Here is a 25,597-nt window from a genome sequence, read left to right as displayed (position 1 = left end):
TTAGTTGACGAGGTGGCCCATCTTCTCGCGCTTGGTCTGCAGGTAGCGCTCGTTGGTCGGTTCGCTTGGCACCTCGGCGGAGATGCGCTCAACCACCTTGATGCCGGCAAGTTCCAGTGCTTCCACCTTCTCCGGATTGTTCGTGATGAGCCGGACCTCCGTAACGCCCATCTGCTTGAGGATCTCCGCAGGCAGTTCGAAGTGGCGGCAGTCGGCTTCGTAACCAAGTTCGAGATTCGCTTCGATGGTGTCCAAACCCTTGTCCTGCAGCTCATACGCACGCAATTTGGCCATCAGCCCAATGCCGCGGCCCTCCTGCTGTTCGTAGAGCATAATGCCTCTGCCTTCGTCGGTGATCAGGGCCATGGCAAGTTCGAACTGTTGTCGGCAGTCGCAGCGCAGCGAGTGGAAGACGTCGCCGGTGAGGCATTGTGAGTGAATTCGCACAATTGGAGGCGCCGAATGAATGTCCCCCATCACCAAAGCCACTGCTCCCTCTACCCGTACAGCTGGCGGCGGAATGTTGTCGTTGCATGCAGCGGGGTTTTCGATGACGCCTTCAAAGCCGAGGATACGGAACTGACCCCAGCGGGTAGGAAAATCGGCGTCGGCTACTTTGGTCACACTTGCGAACGGCATCTCTCGATTATACGTTTCCTGCTTCATGCCGATTAGATTGCCTAACCAGCCTGTTGGATGCGAAGTTGCTGGACCGGCGTAAAGTAATGATGTGACCCAGCCCGATCCCAAGCTGATTCTGATTACGTTGCTGATAGAACTCGGCGTCGCCGCGGCGGTTTCGAGTTCGCTGGCGCGGTCCAGAAGCTTCAAAAATCTTCTCCTGCTGGAGCGCCGAACTCCCCGGCAGACGATGTGGCTGGTCATCATCATCTGCGCTCCCCTCACCTTGGGGGTTTTGGTTCGGACCATGGTGCCGAACTTCCTCGCGGCCGACTTGTCCTTCGAAACCACAATTCTCCTGGGAATTCTGGTCGGACCCCTGGCCGCGATGGCTGGCGGGGCAACGCTGGCGATCCCGGCGGTGCTCCACCATGAGTATTGGGCGCTCCCGGTCAACCTCTCGATTGCCGCGATCTTCGGAACCTTCGGCCGCTTTGCCGACCCGGAAGACGTATGGTCGTTCTCGCCCATGATCGACCTGAGCATCTACCGATGGGTGACGCGAAACCTGCGCCGGCCGCAGCTCGATCGCCAGATTCTCCTCCTGCTTCTGGTGGCTGGCATGCAACTCGCAACCAGCGCTCTGTCGCACTACTTCCCCAGATACTTCTTCGAACTCAACTCGAGAGAGTGGTGGGTGCAGTTGCTGATCTGCGCCACGGCGCCGATTGTCGTCGGAATTCCGCTAAAAATCTGGAACGCAGTTCGAGTCGAGAGAAAACTGGAAGAGCAGGGAAGGCTGTTGCTCGAGGCACGACTGGACGCCCTCCAGCGTCAGATCAATCCACACTTCCTTTTCAACACGCTCAACTCGATCACCTCGCTGGTTCGTTCCCAGCCTGAGCTTGCGCGAGAGATGATCGTCAAACTCGCCAACATCCTGCGTGTGCTCCTAAAGGACCGGGAGGCCTTCCTTCCGCTTCGTGAGGAGCTCCGTTTCACCGACGATTATCTGGATATCGAAGTCGTGCGATTCGGTGACAAACTGAAAGTCGTCAAAGAGATTGCCGACAATACGCTCGACATTGTGGTGCCGGGCATGCTCCTCCAGCCACTGATTGAAAACAGCATCAAGCATGGTCTGGAGCCGCGAATCAGCGGCGGTACGGTCACCCTGCGTAGCCGCATCACCGATCAGGGGCGGCTGCTGGTGGAGGTAGAAGACGACGGTGTAGGCATGGCCCCCGAACGCATCGACGTCTCTTCGGTGAGCGGGCTGGTGCGTTCAGGGAATGGAATCGGGGTAAGGAATGTCCGCGAGCGTATGCAGGTGCTATACGGCAATCTCGCGACGGTGGAGATTAACAGTCGTCCAGGCAGAGGGACGAAAGTCACGCTGGTGATGCCGATTCTCGACGCCGGAGCAGAGACCTGGGGACCCCTCGGCGCCGCAGCCGGTCAGGCAATCAGTCACATGGTTGATGACGCAGTTCGCGCGATGACACGGTCATAATAATCCTCATAAAGTGGAATGACTCGCGAGGCGCAGAAGTGATCCTGCGCGGTTTTACGGCCAGCTCGCGCCATGGCTTCGAGACGTTGCTGATCTCCCAGCAGTGCAATCGCAGCGGTGGACATGGAATCAATGTCGCCTACATTGAAGAGAAGGCCGTTGTGACCATCTTCAATGAGTTCCGGCACGCCGCCAACGCGAGTGCCGATCGTTGGAACACTGCAAGCCATTGCTTCGAGCGCGGCAAGCCCGAACGACTCCATCTCGCTTGGCATCAGCATCAGATCGGCCAGCGGCAGCAGCTCGTTGACATTATCCTGCTTGCCGATGAAATGAATGCGATCCTGCACGTGATGCTCCCGCGCCAAATATTCGGCCACACTACGGTCAGGGCCATCGCCAATCAGCATCAGGCGCGCCGGCATCGCCTTGGCAACGCGTGCAAAGACCTTCACAACGTCCTGGATGCGTTTGACAGGCCGAAAATTAGACAGGTGAACCAGGAGCCGTTCGTCCGGCTCTGCAAAGCGTGGACGCATCTCAGCCACCAGCTCCGGATCGCGGAAGTAAACATCGCAGTTGACGAAGTTGCGAATCACTTCAATCTCTGAGGTAACAGCGAAAGCATCGCGAGTGCGATCGCGGAGGTAGCTCGAGATGCTCGTGACGCCGTCAGACTCTTCGATACCGAACTTCGTAATGGGCAGATACGACCGGTCAAGTCCTACCAGTGTAATGTCCGTGCCATGAAGTGTTGTGATGAAGGGAAGATGAATCCCACGCGTGGCAAGCATCTGGCGGGCCAGCAGAGCGCTGACAGAGTGAGGAATGGCATAGTGAACATGCAGTAGGTTCAGCGAATAAAACTCTGCTACCTCAGCCATGCGAGTCGCCAACGCAAGGTCATACGGCGGATGTTCAAACAGCGGATAGTTTGAAACCGCAACCTCGTGGAAGTGAATGTTCGATTCGCGTCCACTGAGACGGAAGGGCTGCGAATAGGTAATGAAGTGAATCTCGTGGCCGCGGTCAGCAAGCTCGATGCCAAGCTCGGTAGCGACGACGCCGCTGCCGCCGTAGGTGGGATAGCAGGTGATGCCGATCTTCATAGTTTTCCCATGCTTTGGAGTTGAGTGCGTTGCTTCGGGTGTTGGACGAAACAGAGTTCCTGTAAGACTCTTTCGTCTCGTCCTCGTTACCTACACAATTCGCTGCTAAGCGCCAAGGTCCCCATAGTTGATGAGCTGCGGCGCGTTTGGTCGCAAAGACCGTGCAGGAAGTTCGGTGAGCAGCGCGTTCCGTTCGACGTCGCGATGGCTCCGGAGTCGAGTGGTCACGCGGTCCAGATCGCCATCGTTGTAGCCAGGATGACAGCAAAGCTCGAAGGTACCCTCCGCCGGCAGCGCATGGAGAAGTTGGCGCAAAGTGTATGCGTCAAGATGGCCGGTCGCAGAGATCCCAATAGTCCCATCCGTAGTGAGCACCCGCGCATCCCGAATTTGAACCTGGCGTTCGAATCTGTTCTGAAGATTGCCAAGCAGCTTAACCTGAAGACGGCGAAGGCGATTGCCGTGGCCCAAAGCGAGGCTCCAGGATCGCTCGAACGGATTGCGAATCGCCCCTATGGAACAGCGCTCGGCTACACGCAGGAGCGGTCGCGTAACAGCAGGGAAGAGGTGCGTGTGTTTGTGCGTGTCCAGATGAGTAACGTGAATGCCGGCGCGCTGCAACTTCTCGACTTGCGCAAGCGCCTCCCGTTCAATCTCGTCTTCGCTGATCTTGCCACGGACGAGCATCTGCACAAAGGCGCCCAGCGACGGGCGAAAGGATTTGCCATCGGCACTCATCAGAGTCGGAATACTCTGCGGTGACGAAACAGGAGTGCCGTCCGTGAGCGTAACGTGGCACCCGACGCCAAGAGCAGGGTTAGCGTGAGCATGCGCGACAGCGTCGTCGAACGCTGCACCGGTCGCCATCAGCGTCGCGGAAGTAAGGGCTTTGGCCCTGTGAAGCTCCGCGATGGCGCGGTTGACTCCCCTGGTGAGGCCGAAGTCGTCCGCATTGATGATGAGTCGAGCAGGCATAGATCTCAGTAAAGTTTACTCGGATCAAGTTAGCCCCTGAGCTGCGATCAACAGACTCAGGGGCCGATGCCTACTGAACGTGCAGCGTCGCCTTGAGCGGGGTATCGCTGGAAGACGGCCCCGCTGTCACGTTGTACTCGCCGGGAAGCAGCTGCCACCCATTCTGATCTGTGTTGAAGACCGTAAGCGAAAGCGGATGCAGCGGGAGTGTGACTTCTTTCGATTCACCGGGGGCCAGCTTCACACGCTGCCATGCCGCCAGCCGCTTATAGTTTTCTTTTGCGGTTGCGGGCAAAGCGACGTAGACCTGAGCAATCTCGGTGCCTTCCTGCTTGCCGGTGTTGCGAACAGTAAAGTGAACCGTTCGTTTAGCGTCATCCACAGTAAGGCCAGAGTAGGCGTAGGTGGTGTACGACAAGCCAAAGCCAAAAGGAAACAGTGGCTGCTTGTTGGTCGACTCAAACCATTTGTAGCCGACCCTCGCGCCCTCGCTGTTGTAATTCACATCGAACGGACCGACTGTGTGTTCTTTGTTCGGACCAGGCGGTACGCCTTCGAGCCCGGGTACGACCGGGTGCGGTAGCTGTGATTCGTCCTTCGCGAACGTCACCGGCAACTTGCCCGAGGGGTTCACGTCGCCGAAGAGAATGTTTGCGAGTGCCTGCGCACCTCCGATACCCGGATACCACATCTCGACCACGCCCTTCACATGTTCGACCCACGGCATACTCACCGGGCCGCCGTTCTCGATCACGACAATGGTGTTCGGGTTCGCTTTGGCAACTGCTTCGACAAGCGCGTCCTGGTTATCCGGCAGCGACAGGGTCACAGCATCCATCCCCTCCTGCATCGGCTGGTTCACAAAGACGATAGCTACTGTAGAAGACTTGGCAAGCTGTGCGGCCGCGGCCACATCGACACCATCGGCATAGCGAACCGAGGCGTGTGGCGCGTGTGCCTGAATATTCTTAAGCGGTGAAGAAGGGAAGTAGATATGCTCGGTCCAACCGGAGCCACCGGCCTTCGGATCCGCAGCATTGCCTCCTGGTGCATCAACTTGTGCTGATCCGCCGCCGGAGAGTACACCGACATCCGCATGCGACCCGATGATCGCGATCGAGCTCGAAGCAGAGGTCTTCAGCGGAAGGATGTGGTCAGAGTTCTTCAGCAGAACAATGCTCTCTTCAGCAATATGCTGTGCGTCGTCGCGTCCACGGAACGGATCGACCACGGTTCGCACCGGAGGATCGTCGACTACTCCAGCTGCAAACATGCTCCGCAAAATACGATGAACCATATCGTCAAGCCGCGCCGTCGGAACCTGTCCACCTTCGACAGCCTTCTTCAGCGGTGCGTTGAAGTAGTTTTCATCGCCAGGCATCTCCTGATCAAGCCCGTTCAGCGCCGACTTCACCGTGCTGTGAGTCGCCCCCCAGTCCGACACCACCCACCCCTTGAACTTGAAGTCCTTCTTCAAAACTTCGTTAAGCAGGTAGTCGTTTTCACAGGCATGGTCGCCCTCGTAAAGATTGTAGGAGCACATCACAGCCGAAGGTTCCGCAATCGCAATGGACACCTCAAAGGCAAGCATGTCTGACTCCCGCAGCGCCTTTTTGTCGAGCAACGCATTGACGACAGTGCGTCCCGTCTCCTGGTCGTTCAGGGCATAGTGCTTGATGTCGTTCATCACATGCTGCGAGAAGACGCCTTTCTCGAGATTGCCGGTCATCGTACCAGCGAGGATCGGGTCTTCTCCTGCATACTCGAAGTTGCGACCGTTGCGAGGTTCTCGCGTGATATTTACGCCGCCACCGATCGTCATATTCGAGCCCCATGCGCGCAACTCGCGGCCAATCACAGAGCCATAAAGAAATGCTGAGTCCGGGTCCCAGCTCGAGGCCGCGCCAAGCGTCGAAGGCAGCAGCGTCGCATAGCGTGATTGATAGGCTGCCATGCGAGCACCCACAGCCGAATCAGCAAGATCGATCCCAGGAATGCCGAGCCGTTCGATACCTTCCATGTAACCCGCGGCGAAGTTCGATTTAGCAGGAACAGGATCGCCCGCGCGCAGAACCCCCCAGCCCGTTCCGTGAACCATCTGGATCTTTTCATCAAGTGTCATCTGGCCGAGCACCAGGTCGGCGCGCTCATCCGGCGAGAGAGCCTTATTCATCCACGGCATCTTCGAGGTATCCGGTTTGACCTGGGCGTGTGCTGGCAAAGAACTCAGGGACGCCACAGCAAATCCAACCACAATCGACAAGGCGCTGAAACTTCTGAACTGCTGCGAAAATGACATCCATGCTCCTTCAAGCTGACTTCGACTTGCTCCCGAAACAGTAAATCGCCTGCTTACGAGTCACTGGAAGTCTATACGAACTAAAACGATATAGGTAAGGGGTTTTGAGCATTTAAGCAGAAGGCGCAGCAAGTCCCGCTAGCTATATTTGCTGTGCGCTTGCGGGACGATCATTTCGCAAAGAGCTGCCCGATATCGGCGAACGCCTTGAACTCAAGCGCATTCCCCGCAGGGTCGAGGAAGAACATTGTCGCCTGCTCGCCGACCTCGCCCTTGAAGCGGATATAAGGCTCGATCACAAACTCAACGCCGGCACTTCGAAGCCGCTCCGCCAGCGCCTGCCATGCCTCCATTGGAAGCACCACGCCGAAGTGAGGAACAGGAACGTCGTGTCCGTCGACAGCATTATGGTGAGCCTTATCGTTCGAGGAACCGGGTTTCAGGTGCGCCACGATCTGGTGGCCGAAGAGATCAAAGTCGATCCACTCTGATGAGCTGCGGCCCTCCGGGCAACCAAGCGTGGTTCCATAAAAAGTGCGAGCGGCTTCAAGGTCGTCGACTGGAAAGGCAATGTGAAAGGGCGTCAGCGGCACGGTGATCTCCTGCATCGATCATACGACGCAGACGACCACCGCTAAGCGCATCTAGCCGCGACGGAATGCCTGATCGTAGCCGCGCAGATACGCTCTCCTGAACTCGTCACGGTACGGCCCGTACGGCCCTAGAGCCGCGTCGTAGCCGGGTGTGCCGTGAAACTTGCGATCATGCTGTGGATGGTAGCCGAAGCCGTTGTATAAGTCTCGCGCGCCGTCTTCGGTTCCAGCGCGAAATCCTTCATGATCGGCTCTTGCGATCAACGGAGGAACACTGTTGTAGCCAGGCGGTGGTGGGGGCGGCGGCGGAGCATAGTACGCGGTGTGTGACGCACATCCGGCCGTGAAGAGACAAGCCGCGGCAGCAACAGGCAATGCAAGATAAGAGAGCTTCATAGCGTCCTCACTATTCCATTCGCGCCCTCAACATCGGGTGCGATTGAAGGAGTAAACGCTACTCGACGGAAAATGTTGTCGTCGTCGAGAGCCTTGCACCTGGTCGGTTTTTTATTAGCTGTCGCTGGGCAGGCGCACGACAAATTCAGTATTTCCGGGTTCGGAAGTGAACCGGATCACGCCGTTGTACTGGTCAACGATGCGCTGCACGATGCCGAGACCTATCCCAGTACCGACTCCAACGGGCTTGGTCGTATAGAACGGATCGAAGATGTGTTCCTGACTCTCTAGTGGAATGCCCGAACCGTTATCGCTCACGCTAATGCAGAGATCCATATGCGGGTTCTTTGCGTCAGCCTTCGAATTCTCCGCCCAGGTATGCACGCTGATACGTCCGTGTTGCGGCACAGCATCAATCGCGTTATCCAGCAGATTCGTCCAGATCTGGTTCAGCCCAGTGCACTCGCTATGCAGCGGAGGAAGATCCGGCGCAAAGTTCTTTTCAAGCACAATCTCTTTCTCACGCAGTTTGTGCCCGAGAATGACCAGCGTCGCATGAATGCTGTTGTTGATGTCGATCGTCTGCTTCTGCCCTTTGCCCTCGTAGGCGTACGACTTCACCGCATACACCAGATCTGTCACGCGCCCGATGCTCTCCTCAATGGTGCCGACCAGCTGCATACTCGAGGCCATTGCCTCCAGCCAATTCAACGCCTCGCCCAGCGACGCACCTTCGAAATCATTCTTCACGCGTTCAAGCTCCGCTGCGGTCATGCCGATTGAAACCAGCGTCGGAGCCATCTTCCACGCATTTTCGATGTTCGCCGACTCCATCCACTCGGCCAGCGCCTCCTCGGCATCGCTCTGGTCGAGAGAGTTCATCATCAGAGGCTGCTTGGGCGCAAGGGCCTGTTTCTGCATGTCGAACATGCATTGCTTCTGATCTTTGGTGAAGTCACGCTCTTTGAACTTGAGAGAGATCTCATGCAACCGCATAAGATTTTCCCGCAGCTGTGAAGCCGCGCGACGGGCCGCCGCACCGGGATTATTGAGCTCATGCATCAGGCCCGCAGCGAGTGTACCCAGCGAAGCCATCTTCTCCTGCTGCACCGTCGTGCTCTGCAGCTTTTGGAAGCGATATGCCATGTTGCCAAGAATCGCTTTGCGGACCTGGGGGCAACTGGTCATCAAATTCCAGAACTGGTCTTCGTTGAGCTCCAGCAAATGACTCGGCTCCATCGCCTCAACGCTCCCGGAGTTTGGAACGTTGCTCAAGAGCGCCATCTCACCAAAAGCGCTGCCCTTTTCAATCTTGGCAAGAGTGAATTCGTTTTGTTCGGCAGTCCTTTGATGGACCCGAAGCTCGCCGTCAAGCAATATCCAAAAAGAGTGCGCCAGTTCGCCCTGTCGCGTAACAACCTCGCCCCTGTCGACGTGGAAATCCCGCACTCCATCCAGACAATGCAGTTCGTCATCTCGCAACGACGACAGAATGGGAACCTTGCGCAGCAGCGCAAGCAGTTCGTCATTTAAGTTTTCCACGACATGACTTTGGACGATTTGGGTTTGTTCGCTCATCGGGTTATTGGTTAGGTTGCCTTTCAAAGGGTTGCCAGATATTGATGCACAAACTGAATTGCGATCGAACCTTCGCCGACGGCGGAGGCGCATCGTTTGACCGAGTTGAATCGTACATCGCCTGCGACGAAGATGCCGGGAACACTCGTCTCGAGTAGATAGGGATCGCGCTCCAGCTTCCACGACTTGGGCGATTGCGTCTTCAGGTCCGGCCCGGCGAGGATAAATCCCTTGCTGTCGCGGCAAAGCTCCGCCGGCATCCAGTCGGTCTTCGGCGCCGCGCCAATAAAGATGAACAGGGAACTGGCCTGCCGCGCCTCTTCACCACGCGGCGTCTTCAGGGTCAGACACTCCAGGTGAGTATCTCCGCCCATCCCGATAACCTCGGTGCCGGTCTCGACGGTGATGTTCGGTGTCGCCTCAATCTGATCGATCAGATATTTGGACATACTGCTTTCGAGCGACTTCCCGCGCACCAGCATGTGAACATGATCGGCATAACGGGAGAAATGCATAGCCGCCTGGCCCGCCGAGTTCGCCCCGCCGACAATGTAGACAATCTCTTCCTTGCACGACATCGCCTCGGTCAGCGCCGCGCCGTAGTAGACGCCGGCCCCGCTCAGCTTATCGGCTCCCGGCACATCCAGTTTGCAGTAGTCGACCCCCGTAGCCAGCAGGCAAACATGGCACGTAACCTCCTGCCCGTCCGCCATCGTTACAACACGGTACTGATTCTCCGAGCGAATACAGGAGACCGTCTGGGTCAGAAACTCCGCTCCCAGCCGATTGGCCTGGAGGAAAGCCCGTTTTGCCAGCTCCGATCCGCTGAGCCCCTCAGGGAAACCAAGGTAGTTCTCAATCTTCGAGCTCGAGCCAGCCTGCCCACCAGGAGCCGCAGCCTCGATCACCAGCGTCCGCAGCCCCTCAGAGGCCCCGTACACGCCTGCCGCGAGCCCCGCAGGTCCCGCCCCTACCACAACCACGTCGTAGAACTCCTGCTGCGCCTGCGTCCGCAGCCCCACCTTTTTGGCCATCTCGGTCGAAGTGGGCTGCACCAGCGCAGTGCCGTCTCCAAACAGGATGACCGGCAGCTTCGTATCGTCGATACCTTTCTCTTTCAGCAACCCCAGCGCATCCGGGTTTGTCTCCGGGTTCAACCACTGGTAAGGAATACGATTACGCGAAAGAAAGTCTCGAACGGCGTGGTCCATCGCCGACCACCGCACGCCCACCACCCGGATCCCTTCAAATGGAGGCCTGTACCCCTCCTTCCAGCTCTCCAGCAGGTCGTCCAACACCGGATAGAGCTTCTCTTCCGGCGGATCCCACGGCTTATTCAGGTAGTAGTGAATCTTGGCCGAATTGATGGCGCGAATGGCCGCTTCGGTATCCGCATAGGCGGTCAGCAAAACACGCTTGGCATTGGGATAGATGCACAGAGCCTGTTGCAGAAAATCCACCCCGGTCATGCCCGGCATACGCTGGTCCGAGAGGAATAGCGCGACGATATCCTTCCGCTCCTGGAGCTGGCGGCAGATATCCAGGGCAGCACCGCCGGACGCAGCACGGACGATGCGATAGTCCTGGCCGTAGTGCCGGCGCAGGTCCTGGACTACCGCTTCCAGTACGCTTGTGTCGTCGTCGATAGCTAGCAAAATTGGCTTAGGCATATCCCTTTATACTTCGAAGACGAGATTCGAGACACCCCACGTAGAATTGGATTAGCTTAAATGCCCGAAGGTTCAGAAAGTTATGGCCGTCCAGGCTCGATTTCTGCCGCAAAAGTGGCATCGACAGCCAAAAGCTGTCCGAATTGTAGACATTGCCTCGTCTCCGTTGCAGTCCACCGATAAGGGAATAGCCAGGGCGATTCCGACGTTTGCTGCCGGCAGGAGACCACGACACTTATGAACCGAATTATTCTCGCTGATAACCAGGCGATCTTCCGCGCAGGCGCGGCCAGAACACTATCGCTCGAGGAAGACATGCGGATCGTTGCCCAGTGTGAGGACGTGCCGAAGCTCCTCGTCGCCGTCGACGGCCTGCGCGGCTCGGTCGTCCTGCTCTCCTCCAGTCTGCGTCTCGAACTGAAGGATCTCTTCGCCCGCACCCAGGCTGCAGGCAGCCGCACCGTTCTGGTCGCCGAAAACTCCGAACTTGTGCCCGAAGAGGTAGCCGCGCAATTCGACGGAATCCTCCATCGCAACGTCGGCGGAAGCGTATTGATCGATTGCATTCGCCGGGTCGCCCGTGGACAGCGCTTTGTGCAGCGCGCGAACGTCACTACCATGCAAACCTCCGACAGTGTCGGCACCCGCGTCCGCGACCGCTTGACCCCCAAGGAGATGCAGATCGTTGCCCTGATCGTTCAGGGCTGTAAAAACAAGGACATCGCCCAGCAGCTCGGCACCAAGGAGCAGGTCATCAAGAACTACCTCCGCAGCATCTACGACAAGTCGGGCGTGTCCGACCGGCTAGAGCTGGCTCTCTTCACCATCCACCACCGCGTCCTGGCCGAGGCAGCAGCCAAAGCGGGGCATCTCATCCAGATGAAATCAGCTTAAAAGACAGGTCCTGCCGGACGGGCCCGCTGCGCGGGGCGCGGTCACTTAGTGACATGTCTACCTTGAAAAGATTGTCCTCCCGATGGTCGGAAAGAAAATAACGCCGACCAACGGGAGGCTCAGCCGAAGGGGTAAACAAGTCACGAAGTGACCGCCCTCCGCGCAGGAGGCCCGTCCGGCAGGACACTCGCCTCTACATCCCCATCTGATCTGCCTGCTTTTCCTCCACCGGGCTAGCATGTCCAATCTTCTCCGCAATGCTCTTGCCCTGCGTGAACAGCAGCAGATAATCCGGCCCCCCAGCCTTCGAATCAGTTCCGCTCATGTTGAATCCGCCGAACGGGTGAGCCCCCACCATCGCGCCGGTGCACTTCCGATTGAAATACAAATTGCCGACATGGAACTCTTCACGCGCCCGATCCAGCTTCTCCCTCGAACTCGTGTAGATAGCCCCCGTAAGCCCATACTCCGTGTTGTTCGCAATCGCCAGCGCATCGTCGAAGCTCTTCGACTTGATCACTGCCAGCACAGGTCCAAAGATCTCCTCGAGCGCAATCCGCGCCGTCGGAGCCACGTCCGCAATCACGGTCGGGGCAATGTAGTATCCGCCCTCCGGCGTTTCAATCGCATGGCCGCCGTTCAGGACTGTGCCTTCCTTCTTGCCGATCTCGATGTAATCGAGCGTCTTCCGGTATGCCTTCTCGCTGATCACCGGCCCGGTATAAACATTCTCTGCCGGGTCGCCCGTCTTGATCTTCGCCACGCGCTCCTGCAGCCGGTCACAGAAGACATCGTAGATCTCCGCTGCAACAATCGCCCGCGAACAAGCCGAGCACTTCTGCCCATTGAAACCAAACGCACTCGCCACAACGCTATCCACGGCAGCATCCAGATCACAATCCGTCTCAACGATAATCGAGTCCTTCCCACCCATCTCAAGGATCGTCCGCTTGATAAACACCTGCCCCGGCATCGTCTTTGCGGCACGCTCATGTATCTCCAGCCCAACCGCCTTCGACCCCGTAAACGCAATAAACCGAGTCTGCGGATGCGCCACTACCTCACTCCCAAACTCAGGCCCCTCACCGGGACAAAGATTCACAACGCCATCCGGCAGCCCCACCTCTTCGAGCAGCTCAAAAAACTTCGCCGCAATCGTCGGTGCATCGACAGACGGCTTCAAAATCACCGTATTTCCCGTCACGATCGACGCCGCGGTCATCCCAGCCATAATCGCAAAAGGGAAGTTCCACGGCGGAATCACCGCACCCACGCCCAGCGGAATGTATCGCAACTGGTTCCGCTCACCGGGAAACTGGATCGGCGTCTTCGCCTCAGCCAGCCGTAGCGCCTCGCGCCCGTAAAACTCCAGGAAGTCGATGGTCTCGCCCACATCGGCATCCGCCTCGCCCCAGTTCTTGCCCACCTCGAGCGTCAGCCACGCGCAAAACTCAAAGCTGCGCTCACGAATCAACGCCGCTGCACGAAACAGCAGCGCAGCGCGCTCTTCCACCGGCACCTTGCTCCACGTCAGAAACGCGGTCTGCGCGGCCTTCATCGCGCTCGGAACATGTGCAGCAGCTGCTCGCTGATGAACCCCAATCACCTGTGTCGGGCGTGCCGGGTTCTTCGAGACGATCTTGCCCTCAGTCTTAAACCGCGTGCCACCGATGACAATTTCGTACTCGCGGCCGAGTTCGCTCTCAACCCGTGCCAGCGCCTCCTGCATCTTTCGCTTATTCTCAGCCGTCGAAAAATCAACAAACGGCTCATTGGAAAATGGTGTCTTCGGCAACGTTGCCGGGGCAGAGTGCGTGAGATTCATAGTAGCCATAGCGCGTCGATTCTAGCGCGAGTCATACTCCCTCGTCGCTCGTGAAGTAGAGAAATTACAGTGCGTCTTCTATTGGATGCACCGCACACAAAGTTTGATCGAGCCCGCCAAACCGCCTAGGCGCCCTCAGTAAGCTTCTCGGTCGCCTTCGACATCTGCGCGGTTCGTTCCAGCTTGTCCCAGTTGAACGGCTTGCCGTCAATGGCGCGTTTCACCGTCTTGAACAACACAACCGAAAACAGTTGCCGATAGGTAAACCGCTGAATCCAGATATGGAACAGCAGCCACCCGTCGCCCTTGCTCGCCGGATGCTTCCGTTCCAGCGCAAAAGCCAGCGCCGAGGCCGCAAAGTCAACGATCAAAAACGCAGCGAAAAATGCGAGTAACTTGTAAAGACTATCCGCCGAAGCAGTCTCCGGATGAAAGTGCTTATCGATGATGTAGTGAAAGATCCCAAGCACAAACATAAGATCGATCAACGGCGACACCAGCGGCAAAATGATCTGGAAGATCAAAATATTCGGCAGCGCAAACAACCCCATCGCGCGGTGTTTGCTGATCGCGCCCTTGTGCTTGTAGATCGCCTGCAGAATCCCGAACGACCACCGGAACCTCTGCCGAATCAACCCATCCGCATTCACCGGAGCCTCAGTAAAGGCCAGCGCCTGATCCTCGTAGATCACACTGTATCCTTGCTCCAGCAGGTTCATCGTCAGGTCGGCATCCTCGGCCACCGTGTTCGAGTGGTATCCTCCACCAGCCCTCACCGGTGCCGTCCGCCACGCGCCAATCGCGCCGGGAACCACCATGACGACATCAAATAAATCCAGCGCCCGTCGCTCGAAGTTCTGGCTCGTGATGTACTCAAGCGCCTGCCACCGCGTCCACAGATTCACCCGATTGCCGACCTTCGCGTTACCCGCAACCGCGCCGATCCTCGGATTCGCAAAGTGTGGCACCAGTCGCGCAATCGCATCATGCGCAATCACGCCATCCGCATCGATGCCGACGTATATCTCTTCATCGAGCCGCTCCAACGCATAGTTCAGCGCATCCGCCTTGCCACCGTTCGGCTTGCTCATCACCGTCAGCCGACCGGAAGCAATGTCCGCCGGATACGCCTCGCGCGCCACATCAAACGTATTGTCCTTCGACCCGTCATCGATCACGATGATGCGAATGTTTTTATACGTCGACATCATCACCGAGCGAATCGTCCGAACGATAACCTTCTCTTCGTTATAAGCAGGGATGAGCACTGCAACCCTCGGCTGATACTCCGGCGTCGCATAGTTCTTTCTCTTACGGAATCGATCGATGATCGCAAAGATTCCAATAATGATCAGCCGCGCAGTCATCAGAACATCGCCAACGAAGAACACACCCACCACAAAATAGTGGAAGAAGCTGTAGAAGAAGAATGTCAGCGAATCAGCCCGAGCCTGCCACCGTTGATGCGGCGTCAACTCCGGCATCACCTCAGCGCGCGTCTTACCCACCAGCTCCGACACCGGAACAATCTCATAACCCCGCGCCTTCAATGCTTCGATCAGCACCGGCAGCGCCGCAATGGTAGCCGAGCGATCCCCACCACCATCGTGCAGCAGAATCACCGAGCCGCGGTTCCACGGCTTCGTCTTCATATCCTCAATCTGCTGAAAGACGCTGTCGGTAATCTCCTGCGGAGATTTGCGTGGATGTTCATCCCAATCATTGGTATCGATCTTGTTGCCGACGATTACATAACCTAAGCCCTGAATCCTCTCCACCGGAGCAGCCTGGTCGTTTGTATCCGGCTCCTGGTCGATCGAGTAGGGCGGCCGAAAATAAAGCGGCTGGACCCCGAGCTTCGATCCGAACAGCCGTTCAGTGAGATTCAACTCCAGATCCACCTGCCGATTGGAGATTTCGCTGATGTCCGGATGCGACCACGTGTGGTTCCCGATCTCATGGCCTTCGCGAAAGACTCGCTGCATCACACCGACGTAGTCCTCGGCGACTTCGCCGATCATGAAGAACGTTCCCTTCACGTTGTACTGCTTCAGAATGTCCAGAATCTTCGGCGTCCACTCCGGGTCAGGACCGTCGTCGAAGCTCAGCGCCACCTTCTTGTCGTTGTAGCCGTACTGCTCGACCGTATAGGAGAGCGGATACGAGGACATCGACTCCTCTGTCACCATCCGGTACTCCATCGGCACCGAGTCATCATCGTCCAGCGTCACCACACGATCGCCAAACTGCGGCTTACGCGTGACACGCAATATGTCGCCCTGACCTTCCGTATCTACGTCGTATCCCGGCTCAACCTGAGCCAACTCTTTCACCGGATCCGACTGCAACGGATGATCCCAGATCTTCCACATCGAGTTGTCTTCCGACCCCAGACGCCACAACGCGTACGTCTGAATGCCCAGCGTGCGCGCCGCCCTCATCTGATTAAGGATCGTGACCGCGTCGAGAAACCACACCTGATGACGAACCTGCGCATCCTCATCGTCATACGCGAAGTGCACGTTCATCGAGTCATCGTCGAGATCGATCTGAGAATCCGAATCCTCCGCCGCCTGCCACGCATCCTGTGTCGAAAGGTCATGTGCCGCTAGGATCTTCTCTGGACCTGCCGGCTTCTTGGGCCGTACCTTCTTCATTCCAGGCTTGGCCGCTGGCTCTGGCGGAGGCAACGCCGTCGTCCAGTCGTAGCCATAGCTCCCAAGCGCGCAGATGATCTTCTCTTTGGGGACGGTCTTAAGGACATTCTTCAGGTTGTCGACAAACCAGTCCTGCGAGGCGATAGGCCCCGGCCCACTGTCAGTTTGGTGCTCGTCATAGTTCATCAGTAGCAAACCATCCGAGTGGTCTGCCATGAACTTCAGGTCCCAATCATCATCGCCGACGGGCGTATTCACATAGAGCCGCAGATTGCGCGGGCGAAAGTCTTCGTACAGCGCAGCAATCAAAGACCTGAAGCCAGGCTGCGCGTTCGTGGGAATCTCTTCAAAATCCAGCGACAGGCCGCGATAGCTGGGGTTTCCTGCCAGAAAGTTGTGAATCTGCTGAACAAAAGATGCGCGTGCCACGTCGTTGGTTAGAAATCCCCCAACCTCCGGTGCCCAAATCTGTCGCCTCGGGTCGTAGTTGTTTACCAGCGGAAAGATATCCAGGTTCACATGGTTGGCAGCTACTGTTCGCTCAACTTTGCCCTCGCGATCGACCTGGTGTACACCCGCCTTATCCACTACGTCATACGCGCGATTGTCCTGCGTATAAGAAACTACCTCGCCCTTCGTCGAAACGACGTGCAGCCACTCTGGAAACAGCAGGTCTACCTGGGCAATGTGTTGTTTCAGCGAGGAGTAACTCGCCGGGTCGTCTTCCACGTAATAAGCCGCGCGCAGACCTTCGCCCGAGTTCAGGGGAACATCTCCAGGCTTCACATCGGTCTTTCGGTGAGCAGATCGATGCAGCTTCTGCCCCGGCTTCAGCTGCGGAGTCGTCTGGTTCGCAAGTGCCCGGTAGTTTCGTTTCGGCGCCCGCAGAAACAGCTCCGGCAGCGGCTTCATCCGCATCAGGCCAATGACGAAGACAGTCCCTAGCACTAGTCCCAGAAGGGCGAGCACGTCAAAGATTCTGCGCAGCCGCTTCCAGCGCTTACGTTGTGGATCGTAGAAGACCTGTCTATTCATTGAGGAGTAATGGCGACTCTGCGCATGCGGTATGTCTCATCCTATGCAGGCGAAACCCCCGAGTCAACGCGAGCAGCCGATATCTGCGCGCTCCAGCAGTATGATGCAAAAGACATGACCAAGGGAAAGCTGAGGATAGCTCTGTGGGTTGCACTCCCCCTAGCGGCAGGGCTCGCACTGCGCCTCTGGTACGTGGCCCATGCGAGCCGCATCGAAGGCGACACGCTGATCTATGGAGGCATCGCCCGAAACTGGCTGAAATTCGATGTTTACGGCTTCAGCGTCGGACCAAACGGCCCTCGCCCAACCCTGATTCGCCTCCCCGGCTACCCGATGTTTCTCGCGGCCTGCTTTCGTATCTTCGGCTTCGATCGCTACCACCCCATCATTTATCTACAGTCGGCAATCGACCTCTTCACCTGTATATTGCTCTCTGCACTTTCAGGCAGGCTCTTCGGACGACGCGCCGCACTGGCCACGCTATGGCTCTCCGCCTTATGTCCCTTCACCGCGATCTACGCCGCAGCTCCGCTCACCGAGACCCTCACCCTCTTCACCATCGCCCTCACGTTCTATAGCCTCGAACGCTGGCGAAGCGCGGGCGCCGGATACAACCGCTGGCTTTGGATGATCACTGCCGCTATGGCTTACTCCGTTCTACTGCGGCCGGAGCAAGGCCTCCTTCCCGCCACCGTCGTCCCCGCCATGATCTGGATCGTTTGGCATCAATCTGAGCGCACTCTTTCCCTAAGCAAACTCCGCCCAGTCTTCGTCGCCGCAATCTGCATCCTCCTCCCCCTCGTACCCTGGACCATCAGGAACTATCGCACTTTCCACGTCTTCCAGCCGCTGGCTCCACGCAGCGCCACCGACCCCGGCGAAGCCATCCCCAAAGGATTTCAGCACTGGTATCGCACCTGGGCCATCGACTTCGCCGACACCGAGCAGGTCTACTGGAACTACGACAGCACCGACCTCCGCATCAGCGATCTCCCCACGCGAGCGTTCGACTCCGAGGATCAATACGCCGAAACTGCCGCGATACTCTCCGACTACAACCAGAAGGACAACGCCACCCCGGCCTTCGATCAACGCTTCGAAGCCCTCGCCCAGCAGCGCATTCAAGCCAGCTCCCTGCGCTACTATATTGTTCTCCCCGTCGCCCGCCTCGCCAACATGCTCTTCCGCCCGCGCCCCGAGATGATGCAGATCGGCCTCGACTGGTGGAACTGGAACGAATACCGCGCCAAGACTCTCCTCGCCTACGCCTCTGCCGCCCTCAATCTCGCTTATTTCATCCTCGGTGGCATCGGTCTCTGGCTCTGGCGAAGACACGGATGGACCCCAGACGCCGCGCTCGCCGCCGCCATGGTGGGCTTCGTCGTCCTACGCTGCGCGCTCCTGCTCACCCTCGACAACTCAGAACCCCGCTACACCCTCGAAATCTTCCCCCTACTCTTCGTCTGGGGAAGCTTCCTCTTCCATTCCGCCTCCGAAGAGCCAGCAGACGTAAGGCGGAAACCCGCCGCATAACCCACCACGCAATCAACCCGTCCTGCAACCGAAACAGCAGCTACACTAGCTCCCATGCTGCAGCCCTATCGCGATCGGTTCAACGCCAACTTCGCCCAAGCCAAATACGAAGACCTCCTCGCCCGTCTCAGCCGCCGCTGCCGCACCGACATCGAATTCCGCGTCGCCGAAACACCCTGCTTCTTCCCCAAATCCCTCATCGACGACCTCGCACAAACCGGCGCCGCACTCACCCACCAGCTCCTCGACAACCCCGCCTACATGCAGGCCTCCGAGCAATGCGTCCCCGCGCAATACCGCATGCCCAACGACAACCCGCAGCCCAACTTCATGACCGTAGACTTCGGCCTGGTCCGCAACCCCGACGGCACCCTCAGTCCAAAGCTCGTCGAACTCCAGGCCTTCCCCTCCATCTTTGGCTATCAAGACACCCTCGCCCCCCAGTACATCGAAACCTACGATCTCGACCCCAAGCTAACCTGGCACCTCGGCGGCCTCAACGAGCAAACCTACTGGCAGCTCCTCGCCAAGGTCATCCTCAACAACCACGCCCCCGAGAACGTAATCCTCCTTGAGATCGACCCCACCCACCAGAAAACCCTCCCCGACTTCAACATCTACGAAGACAAACTCGGCATCGCCACCGTAGACATCACCAGCCTCATCAAACACGGCAACCGCCTCTTCTACCTCAGCGATGGCCGCGAGGTCCCCATCCACCGCATCTACAACCGCGCCATCGTCGACGAGCTGGAGCGCAAAAAGATCCAGCTCCCCTTCGACTACCGCGACGAGCTCGACGTCGAGTGGGCCGGCCATCCCAACTGGTACTTCCGCATCAGCAAGTTCTCCCTCCCTTACCTCGACCACCCCTCCGTCCCCAAGGCCGTCTTTCTCGACGACTGGTACGCCAACCCCAGCCTCTCCGGCCTCCCCGAAGACCGCGAAAAGCTCCTCCTCAAGCCCCTCTACTCCTTCGCAGGGAAGGGAATTCACTTCGCCCCGACCGACGAGGACCTCAACGCAATCGCACCCGCCGACCGCCACCTCTACCTCCTCCAGCAGCGCGTCTCTTTCGAGCCCGTCATCGACACTCCCCACGGCCTCACCCAGGCCGAAATCCGTATCATGTACCTCTGGCCCGACGGCGAAGCTCTCCAGCCAGCCATCGCCCTGGTCCGCCTCGGACGCGGTTTGATGATGGGTGTCGACCACAACCGCAATCAGCTCTGGGTAGGGAGCTCCGCCGCGCTGTGCCCATTGGAGTAACCAGGCATTCATAAAAAAACTGTCGCAGAGGGAAAGCTGGGGTAAACTCCACTGTGTCAGTCATTGGCAGTTTTTCAGGTGTTTTTATGTCATATCCGCAGTTCACGCACGGAGGAGGACGAGTGGCTCAGTGGCAAATGCCAAATGGGGAGAATCCAGTTCGCACGGCGGTACGTTTTCCAATGAGGCTCCCTATTCGGATTCAAACCGAGCAGGGTGAACTGGAAGCGATGACCGAGAACATCTCCGCCAATGGGCTCCTCTTTGTGAGTGACCAGTTGCCGCGGGTAGACAGCAGAATTGAGTTCACGATAGCGATGCCCGCAGCAGTCATGGGAACCACGAACGATGTCACCATACACTGCATTGGCCGCGTCGTACGCCACTATTTGCAGAATGGAACGAAAAAAGCCGCTGCAGTGATCGACGAATATTCCCTAAAGGCTTGATCTATGACCGTAGTCAATTTTGACCCAATCCGTAGCAACGAAGAAATGCCGGAAGAGGACACCACTCATTCTGCCGGCGTTCGTGTCATCCTCGCGGATTCGCAAGCGATCTATCGCGTCGGCATGAAGAAGGTCTTTGCCCTCGAAGATGACATCCGGGTCGTCGCTCAGGTGGAGACGCTCCAGAATCTCTACGCCGCCCTGCAGCGCTACCCCACCGACGTCGTTCTCCTCGAGGGCCAGCTCATCTCCGGCACCATCGACGCCATCCCCGAGCTCGTTCGCCAGGCCCCCGAAGCCAAGCTCATCGTCCAGGTCACCGAGACCGACGAGGCCAACACCGTCGAGCTCTACCGCCGCGGCGTTCGCGGAGTCGTGCCCCGCTCCATCTCCCCCGACCTGCTCGTCAAATGCGTCCGCAAGATCGCCGAGGGAGAGACCTGGATCGACAACCAGTCCATCAGCTGGGTCATCGAAGCCTACCGCTCCCAGGCCACCAGCCTCACCGACCCCAAGGTCCAGCCCAAGCTCTCTAAAAAAGAACTCGCCATCATCAGCTGCATCACCCGCGGCATGCGAAACAAAGAGATCGCCTACCAGATCGGCACCACCGAACAGGTCATCAAGAACTACCTGCGCAAGGTCTACGACAAGCTCGGCGTCTCCGACCGTCTCGAGCTGGCTCTCTACTGTCTCCACCATGAGCTGCTCAAAAAGTACCTGGTCGACGGCGACCCCGCGATGGGTGCCCCCCACACGGAGCCCTCGCAACCTCTCCGCGCAAAAATGTAGTTGACTCTCGCGACCCGGCTCCTTTATCGCTTCACTAAGGAGACCAAAATGAGCGCGAAAGAAATCACGCCACAATCGCTATTCAAGGAGCTGGACCGGATCTGTGCAGTGATGTGTGTCATCCTGGCAGGCTCCTGGTTCTTCGCGGCATTCTCCTACTATCTGTCGAGGAAGACAGGAAACGACTGGTTCAGTCGCTCGGGTTCAGTGATGTGCCTTGTGGGCACGGCCGCTTGTTTCAGACTTGGCGGGTTCTTGCAGCGAAAGCTCGCGACTGCGCTGAAGCAAGGCCTCGCAACAGTGCAACGAGAGATTGAGCTAGTCCTGGAACCACCCCATTTCTATCAACTTGTGTTGTACTTTGGCTATGCAACCGGCATTTCCGGCACAGCAATCTGGGGCTACGGCGACATGCTGCCTCGACTCCTGGCAAAGTAGCTTAACTATTGATGTGTTGCACCACGTTCGGCAGGCTCCCACAACTCAATCGGATTCTGCTCCGGGTCGTGAATCCTGGCAAACCGGCCATAGGGATATGTTTGCGGGTCAATTGCGACTTCGATGCCCGCCGAGCGAAGCTGGGCCGCCATTTTGTCGAGGTCGCGAACGCGAAAGTTGACCATCCACATCTGGTGTTCATCCCCGAAGTATTTACTCGTCATAGAAAACGGTTGAAAGGTTGTAGGACCCGCTTCCGTGTGCCATGCGGCGGTGGTAGAGTCGCCAGGAACCAATCCCACTCCCAGGTGCTTGCGATACCATTCCGCAAGAGCCTTCGGATCGTGAGCGCGAAAGAACAAACCGCCAATTCCGAGCACTCGCTCCGCAGGCAAGCTCTCGTCTGCAGCCTTTTCACTATGCGAAGGCGCCTGGAAGCCATCCACCATCGATAAGCAGTGCTGCCCTTTACAACAGGCCATCCGCTTGCGCACGCAAGAAAGTAGAGTACCTGCCGTCTCCTCATCTCCATCGATAGCTCCATTCACAAATCTCTTTTGACCACAGGCTAACGGCGTGGATTGTGGATAGCAACCACAAACGCTGCGATTGCGCTCTGCGTCGTCTCACCTTGGAAAGCTAAAGAGCTCGACAAGCGTCCTCACGCGCTCCTTCTGACGGATGGGCGGAAGTCGCTTGGTTCTTGTCAGCTCGGCGATACCATGGAGGCTCGCCCAAAACAATTCCGTTATAACCTCCGACTTCGAGCCCTGCCCCTCGAACAACCCCAGCAGCTGGGAAAACGCGAAACGCAGCTCCGGAGGAGTAGCCGCTTCACCGAATGGCACGCTCAGGCTAAGCGAAAACATCACCTCATACAGTGCAGGGGAAGTGGCGGCGAACTCCAGATATGCCGCCGCTACCGATTCGACCGGATTCCCGCGCTTAGCCCGCTTCCATGCCCTCTCCAAACCCACCCCCATCTCCTGGAAACCCTCGACAGCAACCGCGGCGAGAACTCCTTCGCGGCTTCCAAAATGCGCGTACAAGACAGGTTGGCTGTATGAAATCTCGTCCGATAGCCGCCGAACGGTTACGTTGGGCCACCCTTCAAGCTCCGCGATTCGTCGTGCGGCACTGATAATCTGCGCCCGGCGTGCCTGCTTGTCCCGCAGTTTTCGTTCCGCAATTCGGTTATCTCCCAGTTCTGTTTTCATTGATAGAAATTATAGCGTTGCTAGAAACTTTTTCCAAATGCCGTACATCAAATATAGCGTTGCTAGATTTTCTAAGGAGAAAACATTATATGCATAGCGCTATCCCACTCTCTGTCGCTGCTCTTATCGCCGTCGCGGTGATGACTATCGGCTGTTTCTACCTCGTAGCTCCTCAACGAATCTCAGGCTCGTTTGGTCTCAAGCCGCCTGCATCAGACGCCGACACTCGTGCCTGGCTGCGTCTTAAAGGCATTCGCGACCTCGGAGCCGGGTTGGTCGTGCTGACCATGATGCTGACCACGGACCTGCGGACGGTCGGCATCGCTCTCCTCGTTTTTGCGATCATCCCTCTTGGCGACATGGCGATCGTTCTGGGGTCGGGCGGGTCGAAGTCGAAAGCGTTCTCAATTCACGGCGTAACCTGCGCGGTCATGCTGATCGTCGGCCTCTTATTGATCCATGCAATTTGAGAGAAACGCCTCTGACCGTCTTGTAGACCGCGAGGCGATCTTACTTCTGCCCCTGGTTAGCCTGTTTTTCGCTGCTTGGCGGAACGATGCCTTTCAGCCGTAAATAGGTAACCATGTTTCCATAGTGTTCATCGGCGTGTGCCGTGTTAATGGAGAGGACAGAAAGCTCGGCCACATCGAAGTTCATCATCTTCACCATCTGGCTGCCCTTCGCGTCCGTCATACTGGCAAACGCCTTGTTGCAGTAAGCCACGCCTTCCTTCAGCGCTGCCACAAGGTCTGCCTTCGAGGTCTTGGTTTTCTCAATCGCTTTCACGGGATCCGCTTCGCCGAGCGCCGTCGAGCAAAAAAGGTACTGCGCATCCGCCACGTGTCCGACGAGTTGGCCGAAACTGCGAACATCCGGCGTCGGCTTGAACGAGTAGTTTTCTTCCGGCATCTTCTCGGCAGCAGCAATTACTTCGCCGCTGACCAATCCGTAAAATCCTTTTTCGCTCGCTGTGATCGGATTAGGCGTTGCGGTTGCCGGCGTCTGTGCGAATACACCAACGCAGGTGACCATCAATGCGACGAGCACACAACAGAGTCTCTTATTCATATGACCTCCCTGATTTTGCCAATCCCAACTTTGCAAATCCCGGGTTTTGCAAATCCCCGGTTTTGCAAATCTCAGACCGGCTGAAATGATAACCGCATCCAACCGGAACATCCACCAGGGCAGCCAGTGACTGATTCCGGCTAGCCTGCTGGCGCGCGCGGCTTGAAATTAAAAACCGGCTCTGCTGTCGATTTTCCCTGCGCCCGACGACTATAAGGTGAACAACCCAGCGTGCAAGGTCGCGCTGCTGACCAATAAAGGAGAGCTCCAATGAAATACATCTGTCTGGGATACTACGAGCCGGCAAAACACGCGAGCATGACCGAGGAAGAGCGAAACGCAATGTTCGACGAATGTTTTGAGTACGACGACTATCTGCGCGCCAATGGGCACTTTGTTGGTGGAGAAGCTCTTCAGCCTCAAGAAACTGCCTTGACCTTGCAGTGGAAGGATGGGAAAGCCGCGACGACTGACGGTCCCTATGCCGAAACCAAGGAACAGCTTGGCGGCATTCTCGTGCTTGAGGCACGGGACATGAATCATGCCATTCAACTCATGTCGCGGCATCCCAGTCTGAAGTATGGGTCGTTATTCGAGATACATCCAACCTTCGATATGAGTGACATGATGAAGAAGAGCGAGCAGAGACGGCGAAAGCTCGCCGCGCAATGAGGAAGAATTTGCACCGTGCAGGCCGGCTTCGCGGAGGTTTTGTCCCATGGCAAAGCTCGTTTATGCATTGAACCAGTCCTTGGATGGCTACGTCGACCATCTTGCTTTCAAGCCAGACGCGGCGCTCTCTCGCCACTTCATTGAGGCTATGCCCGACCTGACGGGCAGTGTGTACGGTCGCCGCATGTACGAGGTAATGCGTTATTGGGACGAAGACCTTGCGGACTGGGACGCAGAGGATCACGACTTTGCGGCGATGTGGCGGAGCAAGCCGAAGTGGGTTGTGTCGCGCTCGTTGAAGTCGGTCGGACCCAACGCCACCCTTGTCGAGGGCGACATCGAGGCGGTGATACGTGGGCTGAAGGAACAGCAAGTTGGGGAGATTGACGTTGCCGGACCAGACCTGGCAGGAAGCCTGACCAACCTTGGCCTTATCGATGAGTATCGACTCTACCTCCACCCGGTCGTACTCGGTCGCGGCAAGCCATTCTTCACCGGCCCCCGGCCGCCCCTCCGCCTTGTCGCCAGCGACCGAATTACCGAGGACGTGATCAGATTGACGTACGTTCCCGCGTAAATCGCGCGACTCGCCGACGTCTGCTCCGCAGCCCCAACAGCAGACGTCCCCCCAAGGTAATTCGGTCTGTCAAGCCCCAAAACCGCCTAACTCTATACCAAACAAGCACATACACGTGGCGCATTAGTTTCCCTCCTCCAGCTATACTCAAGAGAGAAAGAAAAACCCGGCCTCAGGTCGGGCTTTTTCATGAAAGTACGAAACAGAGATTTCGCTAACCCATTGAAAATAAGTATTTTAGTCGCAAGTCATTTGGAATGAATATTTTGCAGGGATATATACGTTGTAAACTGCTGAAAATAAGTAATTTGCGCGCGAAATACCCCACCCCCCCCGGGGGGGGGTACCCCCGGTATCCAAACTGACACAATCATCGTCGTAAAGATGTATCCTTCTGCTGGCACAAGGACAACAAGG

The 25,597-nt window shown here is 57.4% G+C and carries 23 protein-coding genes; 10 read left to right on the top strand and 13 right to left on the bottom strand.

All coding sequences use genetic code 11. The features are described 5' to 3' along the window. Complete coding sequence (ribA, locus tag RBB76_RS00805) at positions 1-639, bottom strand: GTP cyclohydrolase II (protein WP_429633428.1); 639 nt, start codon at positions 637-639, stop codon at positions 1-3. A 91-nt stretch (positions 640-730) separates the two neighbouring features. Between ribA and RBB76_RS00800 the strand changes: the two genes are divergently transcribed. After that, positions 731-2,134 carry a sensor histidine kinase gene (locus RBB76_RS00800; protein WP_429633430.1) on the top strand — a complete coding sequence of 468 codons (1,404 nt, stop codon included), beginning with the start codon at positions 731-733 and terminating at the stop codon, positions 2,132-2,134. Here RBB76_RS00800 and bshA read toward each other — a convergent pair. From bshA to RBB76_RS00765, 7 genes are all read right to left on the bottom strand, one after another. After that, positions 2,092-3,243 (bottom strand): N-acetyl-alpha-D-glucosaminyl L-malate synthase BshA, encoded by a 1,152-nt coding sequence (bshA, locus tag RBB76_RS00795; RefSeq protein WP_429633432.1) that lies wholly within the window; start codon positions 3,241-3,243, stop codon positions 2,092-2,094. The genes RBB76_RS00800 and bshA overlap by 43 nt on opposite strands. 105 nt (positions 3,244-3,348) lie before the next feature. After that, entirely contained in the window at positions 3,349-4,218 is an 870-nt protein-coding gene (locus RBB76_RS00790; RefSeq protein ID WP_429633434.1) for a ChbG/HpnK family deacetylase, read from the bottom strand. A 70-nt stretch (positions 4,219-4,288) separates the two neighbouring features. Beyond that, positions 4,289-6,517: a beta-glucosidase gene (locus RBB76_RS00785; protein ID WP_429633436.1), complete on the bottom strand. Its 2,229-nt coding sequence runs from the start codon at positions 6,515-6,517 to the stop codon at positions 4,289-4,291. 170 nt (positions 6,518-6,687) lie between these two features. Beyond that, positions 6,688-7,110 carry a VOC family protein gene (locus tag RBB76_RS00780; protein ID WP_429633438.1) on the bottom strand — a complete coding sequence of 141 codons (423 nt, stop codon included), beginning with the start codon at positions 7,108-7,110 and terminating at the stop codon, positions 6,688-6,690. A gap of 51 nt (positions 7,111-7,161) precedes the next feature. Further along, a complete protein-coding gene (locus RBB76_RS00775) occupies positions 7,162-7,506 on the bottom strand; it encodes a hypothetical protein (RefSeq protein ID WP_429633440.1) in 345 nt (114 codons plus the stop codon). Positions 7,507-7,620: 114 nt separating this feature from the next. After that, complete coding sequence (locus tag RBB76_RS00770; protein WP_429633442.1) at positions 7,621-9,084, bottom strand: ATP-binding protein; 1,464 nt, start codon at positions 9,082-9,084, stop codon at positions 7,621-7,623. A gap of 23 nt (positions 9,085-9,107) precedes the next feature. Then, positions 9,108-10,754: an FAD-dependent oxidoreductase gene (locus RBB76_RS00765; RefSeq protein ID WP_429633444.1), complete on the bottom strand. Its 1,647-nt coding sequence runs from the start codon at positions 10,752-10,754 to the stop codon at positions 9,108-9,110. 237 nt (positions 10,755-10,991) lie between these two features. Between RBB76_RS00765 and RBB76_RS00760 the strand changes: the two genes are divergently transcribed. Further along, positions 10,992-11,648 carry a response regulator transcription factor gene (locus RBB76_RS00760; protein ID WP_429633446.1) on the top strand — a complete coding sequence of 219 codons (657 nt, stop codon included), beginning with the start codon at positions 10,992-10,994 and terminating at the stop codon, positions 11,646-11,648. Positions 11,649-11,841: 193 nt separating this feature from the next. Here the strand turns inward: RBB76_RS00760 and pruA are convergent, their stop codons facing one another. Then, complete coding sequence (pruA, locus tag RBB76_RS00755; RefSeq protein ID WP_429633448.1) at positions 11,842-13,482, bottom strand: L-glutamate gamma-semialdehyde dehydrogenase; 1,641 nt, start codon at positions 13,480-13,482, stop codon at positions 11,842-11,844. A 116-nt stretch (positions 13,483-13,598) separates the two neighbouring features. Next, the gene (locus tag RBB76_RS00750) at positions 13,599-17,165 is read right to left on the bottom strand and encodes a polysaccharide deacetylase family protein (RefSeq protein WP_429633450.1); all 3,567 of its coding nucleotides are present in this window, start codon (positions 17,163-17,165) and stop codon (positions 13,599-13,601) included. A gap of 9 nt (positions 17,166-17,174) precedes the next feature. Here RBB76_RS00750 and RBB76_RS00745 point away from each other — a divergent pair, with 9 nt between their 5' ends. From RBB76_RS00745 to RBB76_RS00725, 5 genes are all read left to right on the top strand, one after another. Further along, positions 17,175-18,698 (top strand): glycosyltransferase family 39 protein, encoded by a 1,524-nt coding sequence (locus RBB76_RS00745; RefSeq protein WP_429633452.1) that lies wholly within the window; start codon positions 17,175-17,177, stop codon positions 18,696-18,698. Positions 18,699-18,752: 54 nt separating this feature from the next. After that, complete coding sequence (locus RBB76_RS00740; RefSeq protein WP_429633454.1) at positions 18,753-19,967, top strand: hypothetical protein; 1,215 nt, start codon at positions 18,753-18,755, stop codon at positions 19,965-19,967. A gap of 122 nt (positions 19,968-20,089) precedes the next feature. Then, positions 20,090-20,416 carry a PilZ domain-containing protein gene (locus RBB76_RS00735; protein ID WP_429633456.1) on the top strand — a complete coding sequence of 109 codons (327 nt, stop codon included), beginning with the start codon at positions 20,090-20,092 and terminating at the stop codon, positions 20,414-20,416. Positions 20,417-20,419: 3 nt separating this feature from the next. Continuing rightward, the gene (locus RBB76_RS00730) at positions 20,420-21,208 is read left to right on the top strand and encodes a LuxR C-terminal-related transcriptional regulator (protein WP_429633457.1); all 789 of its coding nucleotides are present in this window, start codon (positions 20,420-20,422) and stop codon (positions 21,206-21,208) included. A 48-nt stretch (positions 21,209-21,256) separates the two neighbouring features. Then, complete coding sequence (locus tag RBB76_RS00725; RefSeq protein WP_429633459.1) at positions 21,257-21,646, top strand: hypothetical protein; 390 nt, start codon at positions 21,257-21,259, stop codon at positions 21,644-21,646. A 5-nt stretch (positions 21,647-21,651) separates the two neighbouring features. On the opposite strand, the gene RBB76_RS00720 is transcribed toward RBB76_RS00725, so the two are convergent. Continuing rightward, positions 21,652-22,194: a VOC family protein gene (locus RBB76_RS00720; protein ID WP_429633461.1), complete on the bottom strand. Its 543-nt coding sequence runs from the start codon at positions 22,192-22,194 to the stop codon at positions 21,652-21,654. Between the two features lie 78 nt (positions 22,195-22,272). Next, the gene (locus RBB76_RS00715) at positions 22,273-22,863 is read right to left on the bottom strand and encodes a TetR/AcrR family transcriptional regulator (protein WP_429633463.1); all 591 of its coding nucleotides are present in this window, start codon (positions 22,861-22,863) and stop codon (positions 22,273-22,275) included. Positions 22,864-22,952: 89 nt separating this feature from the next. Here RBB76_RS00715 and RBB76_RS00710 point away from each other — a divergent pair, with 89 nt between their 5' ends. Beyond that, positions 22,953-23,333, top strand: coding sequence for a DUF4267 domain-containing protein (locus RBB76_RS00710; RefSeq protein ID WP_429633465.1), 381 nt, complete (start codon positions 22,953-22,955; stop codon positions 23,331-23,333). A gap of 40 nt (positions 23,334-23,373) precedes the next feature. Here RBB76_RS00710 and RBB76_RS00705 read toward each other — a convergent pair whose 3' ends face one another. After that, positions 23,374-23,910 carry a DinB family protein gene (locus tag RBB76_RS00705; protein ID WP_429633467.1) on the bottom strand — a complete coding sequence of 179 codons (537 nt, stop codon included), beginning with the start codon at positions 23,908-23,910 and terminating at the stop codon, positions 23,374-23,376. A 291-nt stretch (positions 23,911-24,201) separates the two neighbouring features. Between RBB76_RS00705 and RBB76_RS00700 the strand changes: the two genes are divergently transcribed. Continuing rightward, a complete protein-coding gene (locus RBB76_RS00700) occupies positions 24,202-24,603 on the top strand; it encodes a YciI family protein (RefSeq protein WP_429633469.1) in 402 nt (133 codons plus the stop codon). Positions 24,604-24,649: 46 nt separating this feature from the next. Next, positions 24,650-25,180: a dihydrofolate reductase family protein gene (locus RBB76_RS00695; RefSeq protein WP_429633471.1), complete on the top strand. Its 531-nt coding sequence runs from the start codon at positions 24,650-24,652 to the stop codon at positions 25,178-25,180. Positions 25,181-25,597: the final 417 nt, after the last annotated feature.

This window comes from Tunturiibacter psychrotolerans (assembly GCF_051013365.1).
Taxonomy (GTDB): Bacteria; Acidobacteriota; Terriglobia; order Terriglobales; family Acidobacteriaceae; genus Edaphobacter; species Edaphobacter psychrotolerans_A.
The sequence above is the reverse complement of the archived record's forward strand: the minus strand, read 5'-3'. Positions and strand labels throughout refer to the sequence as shown.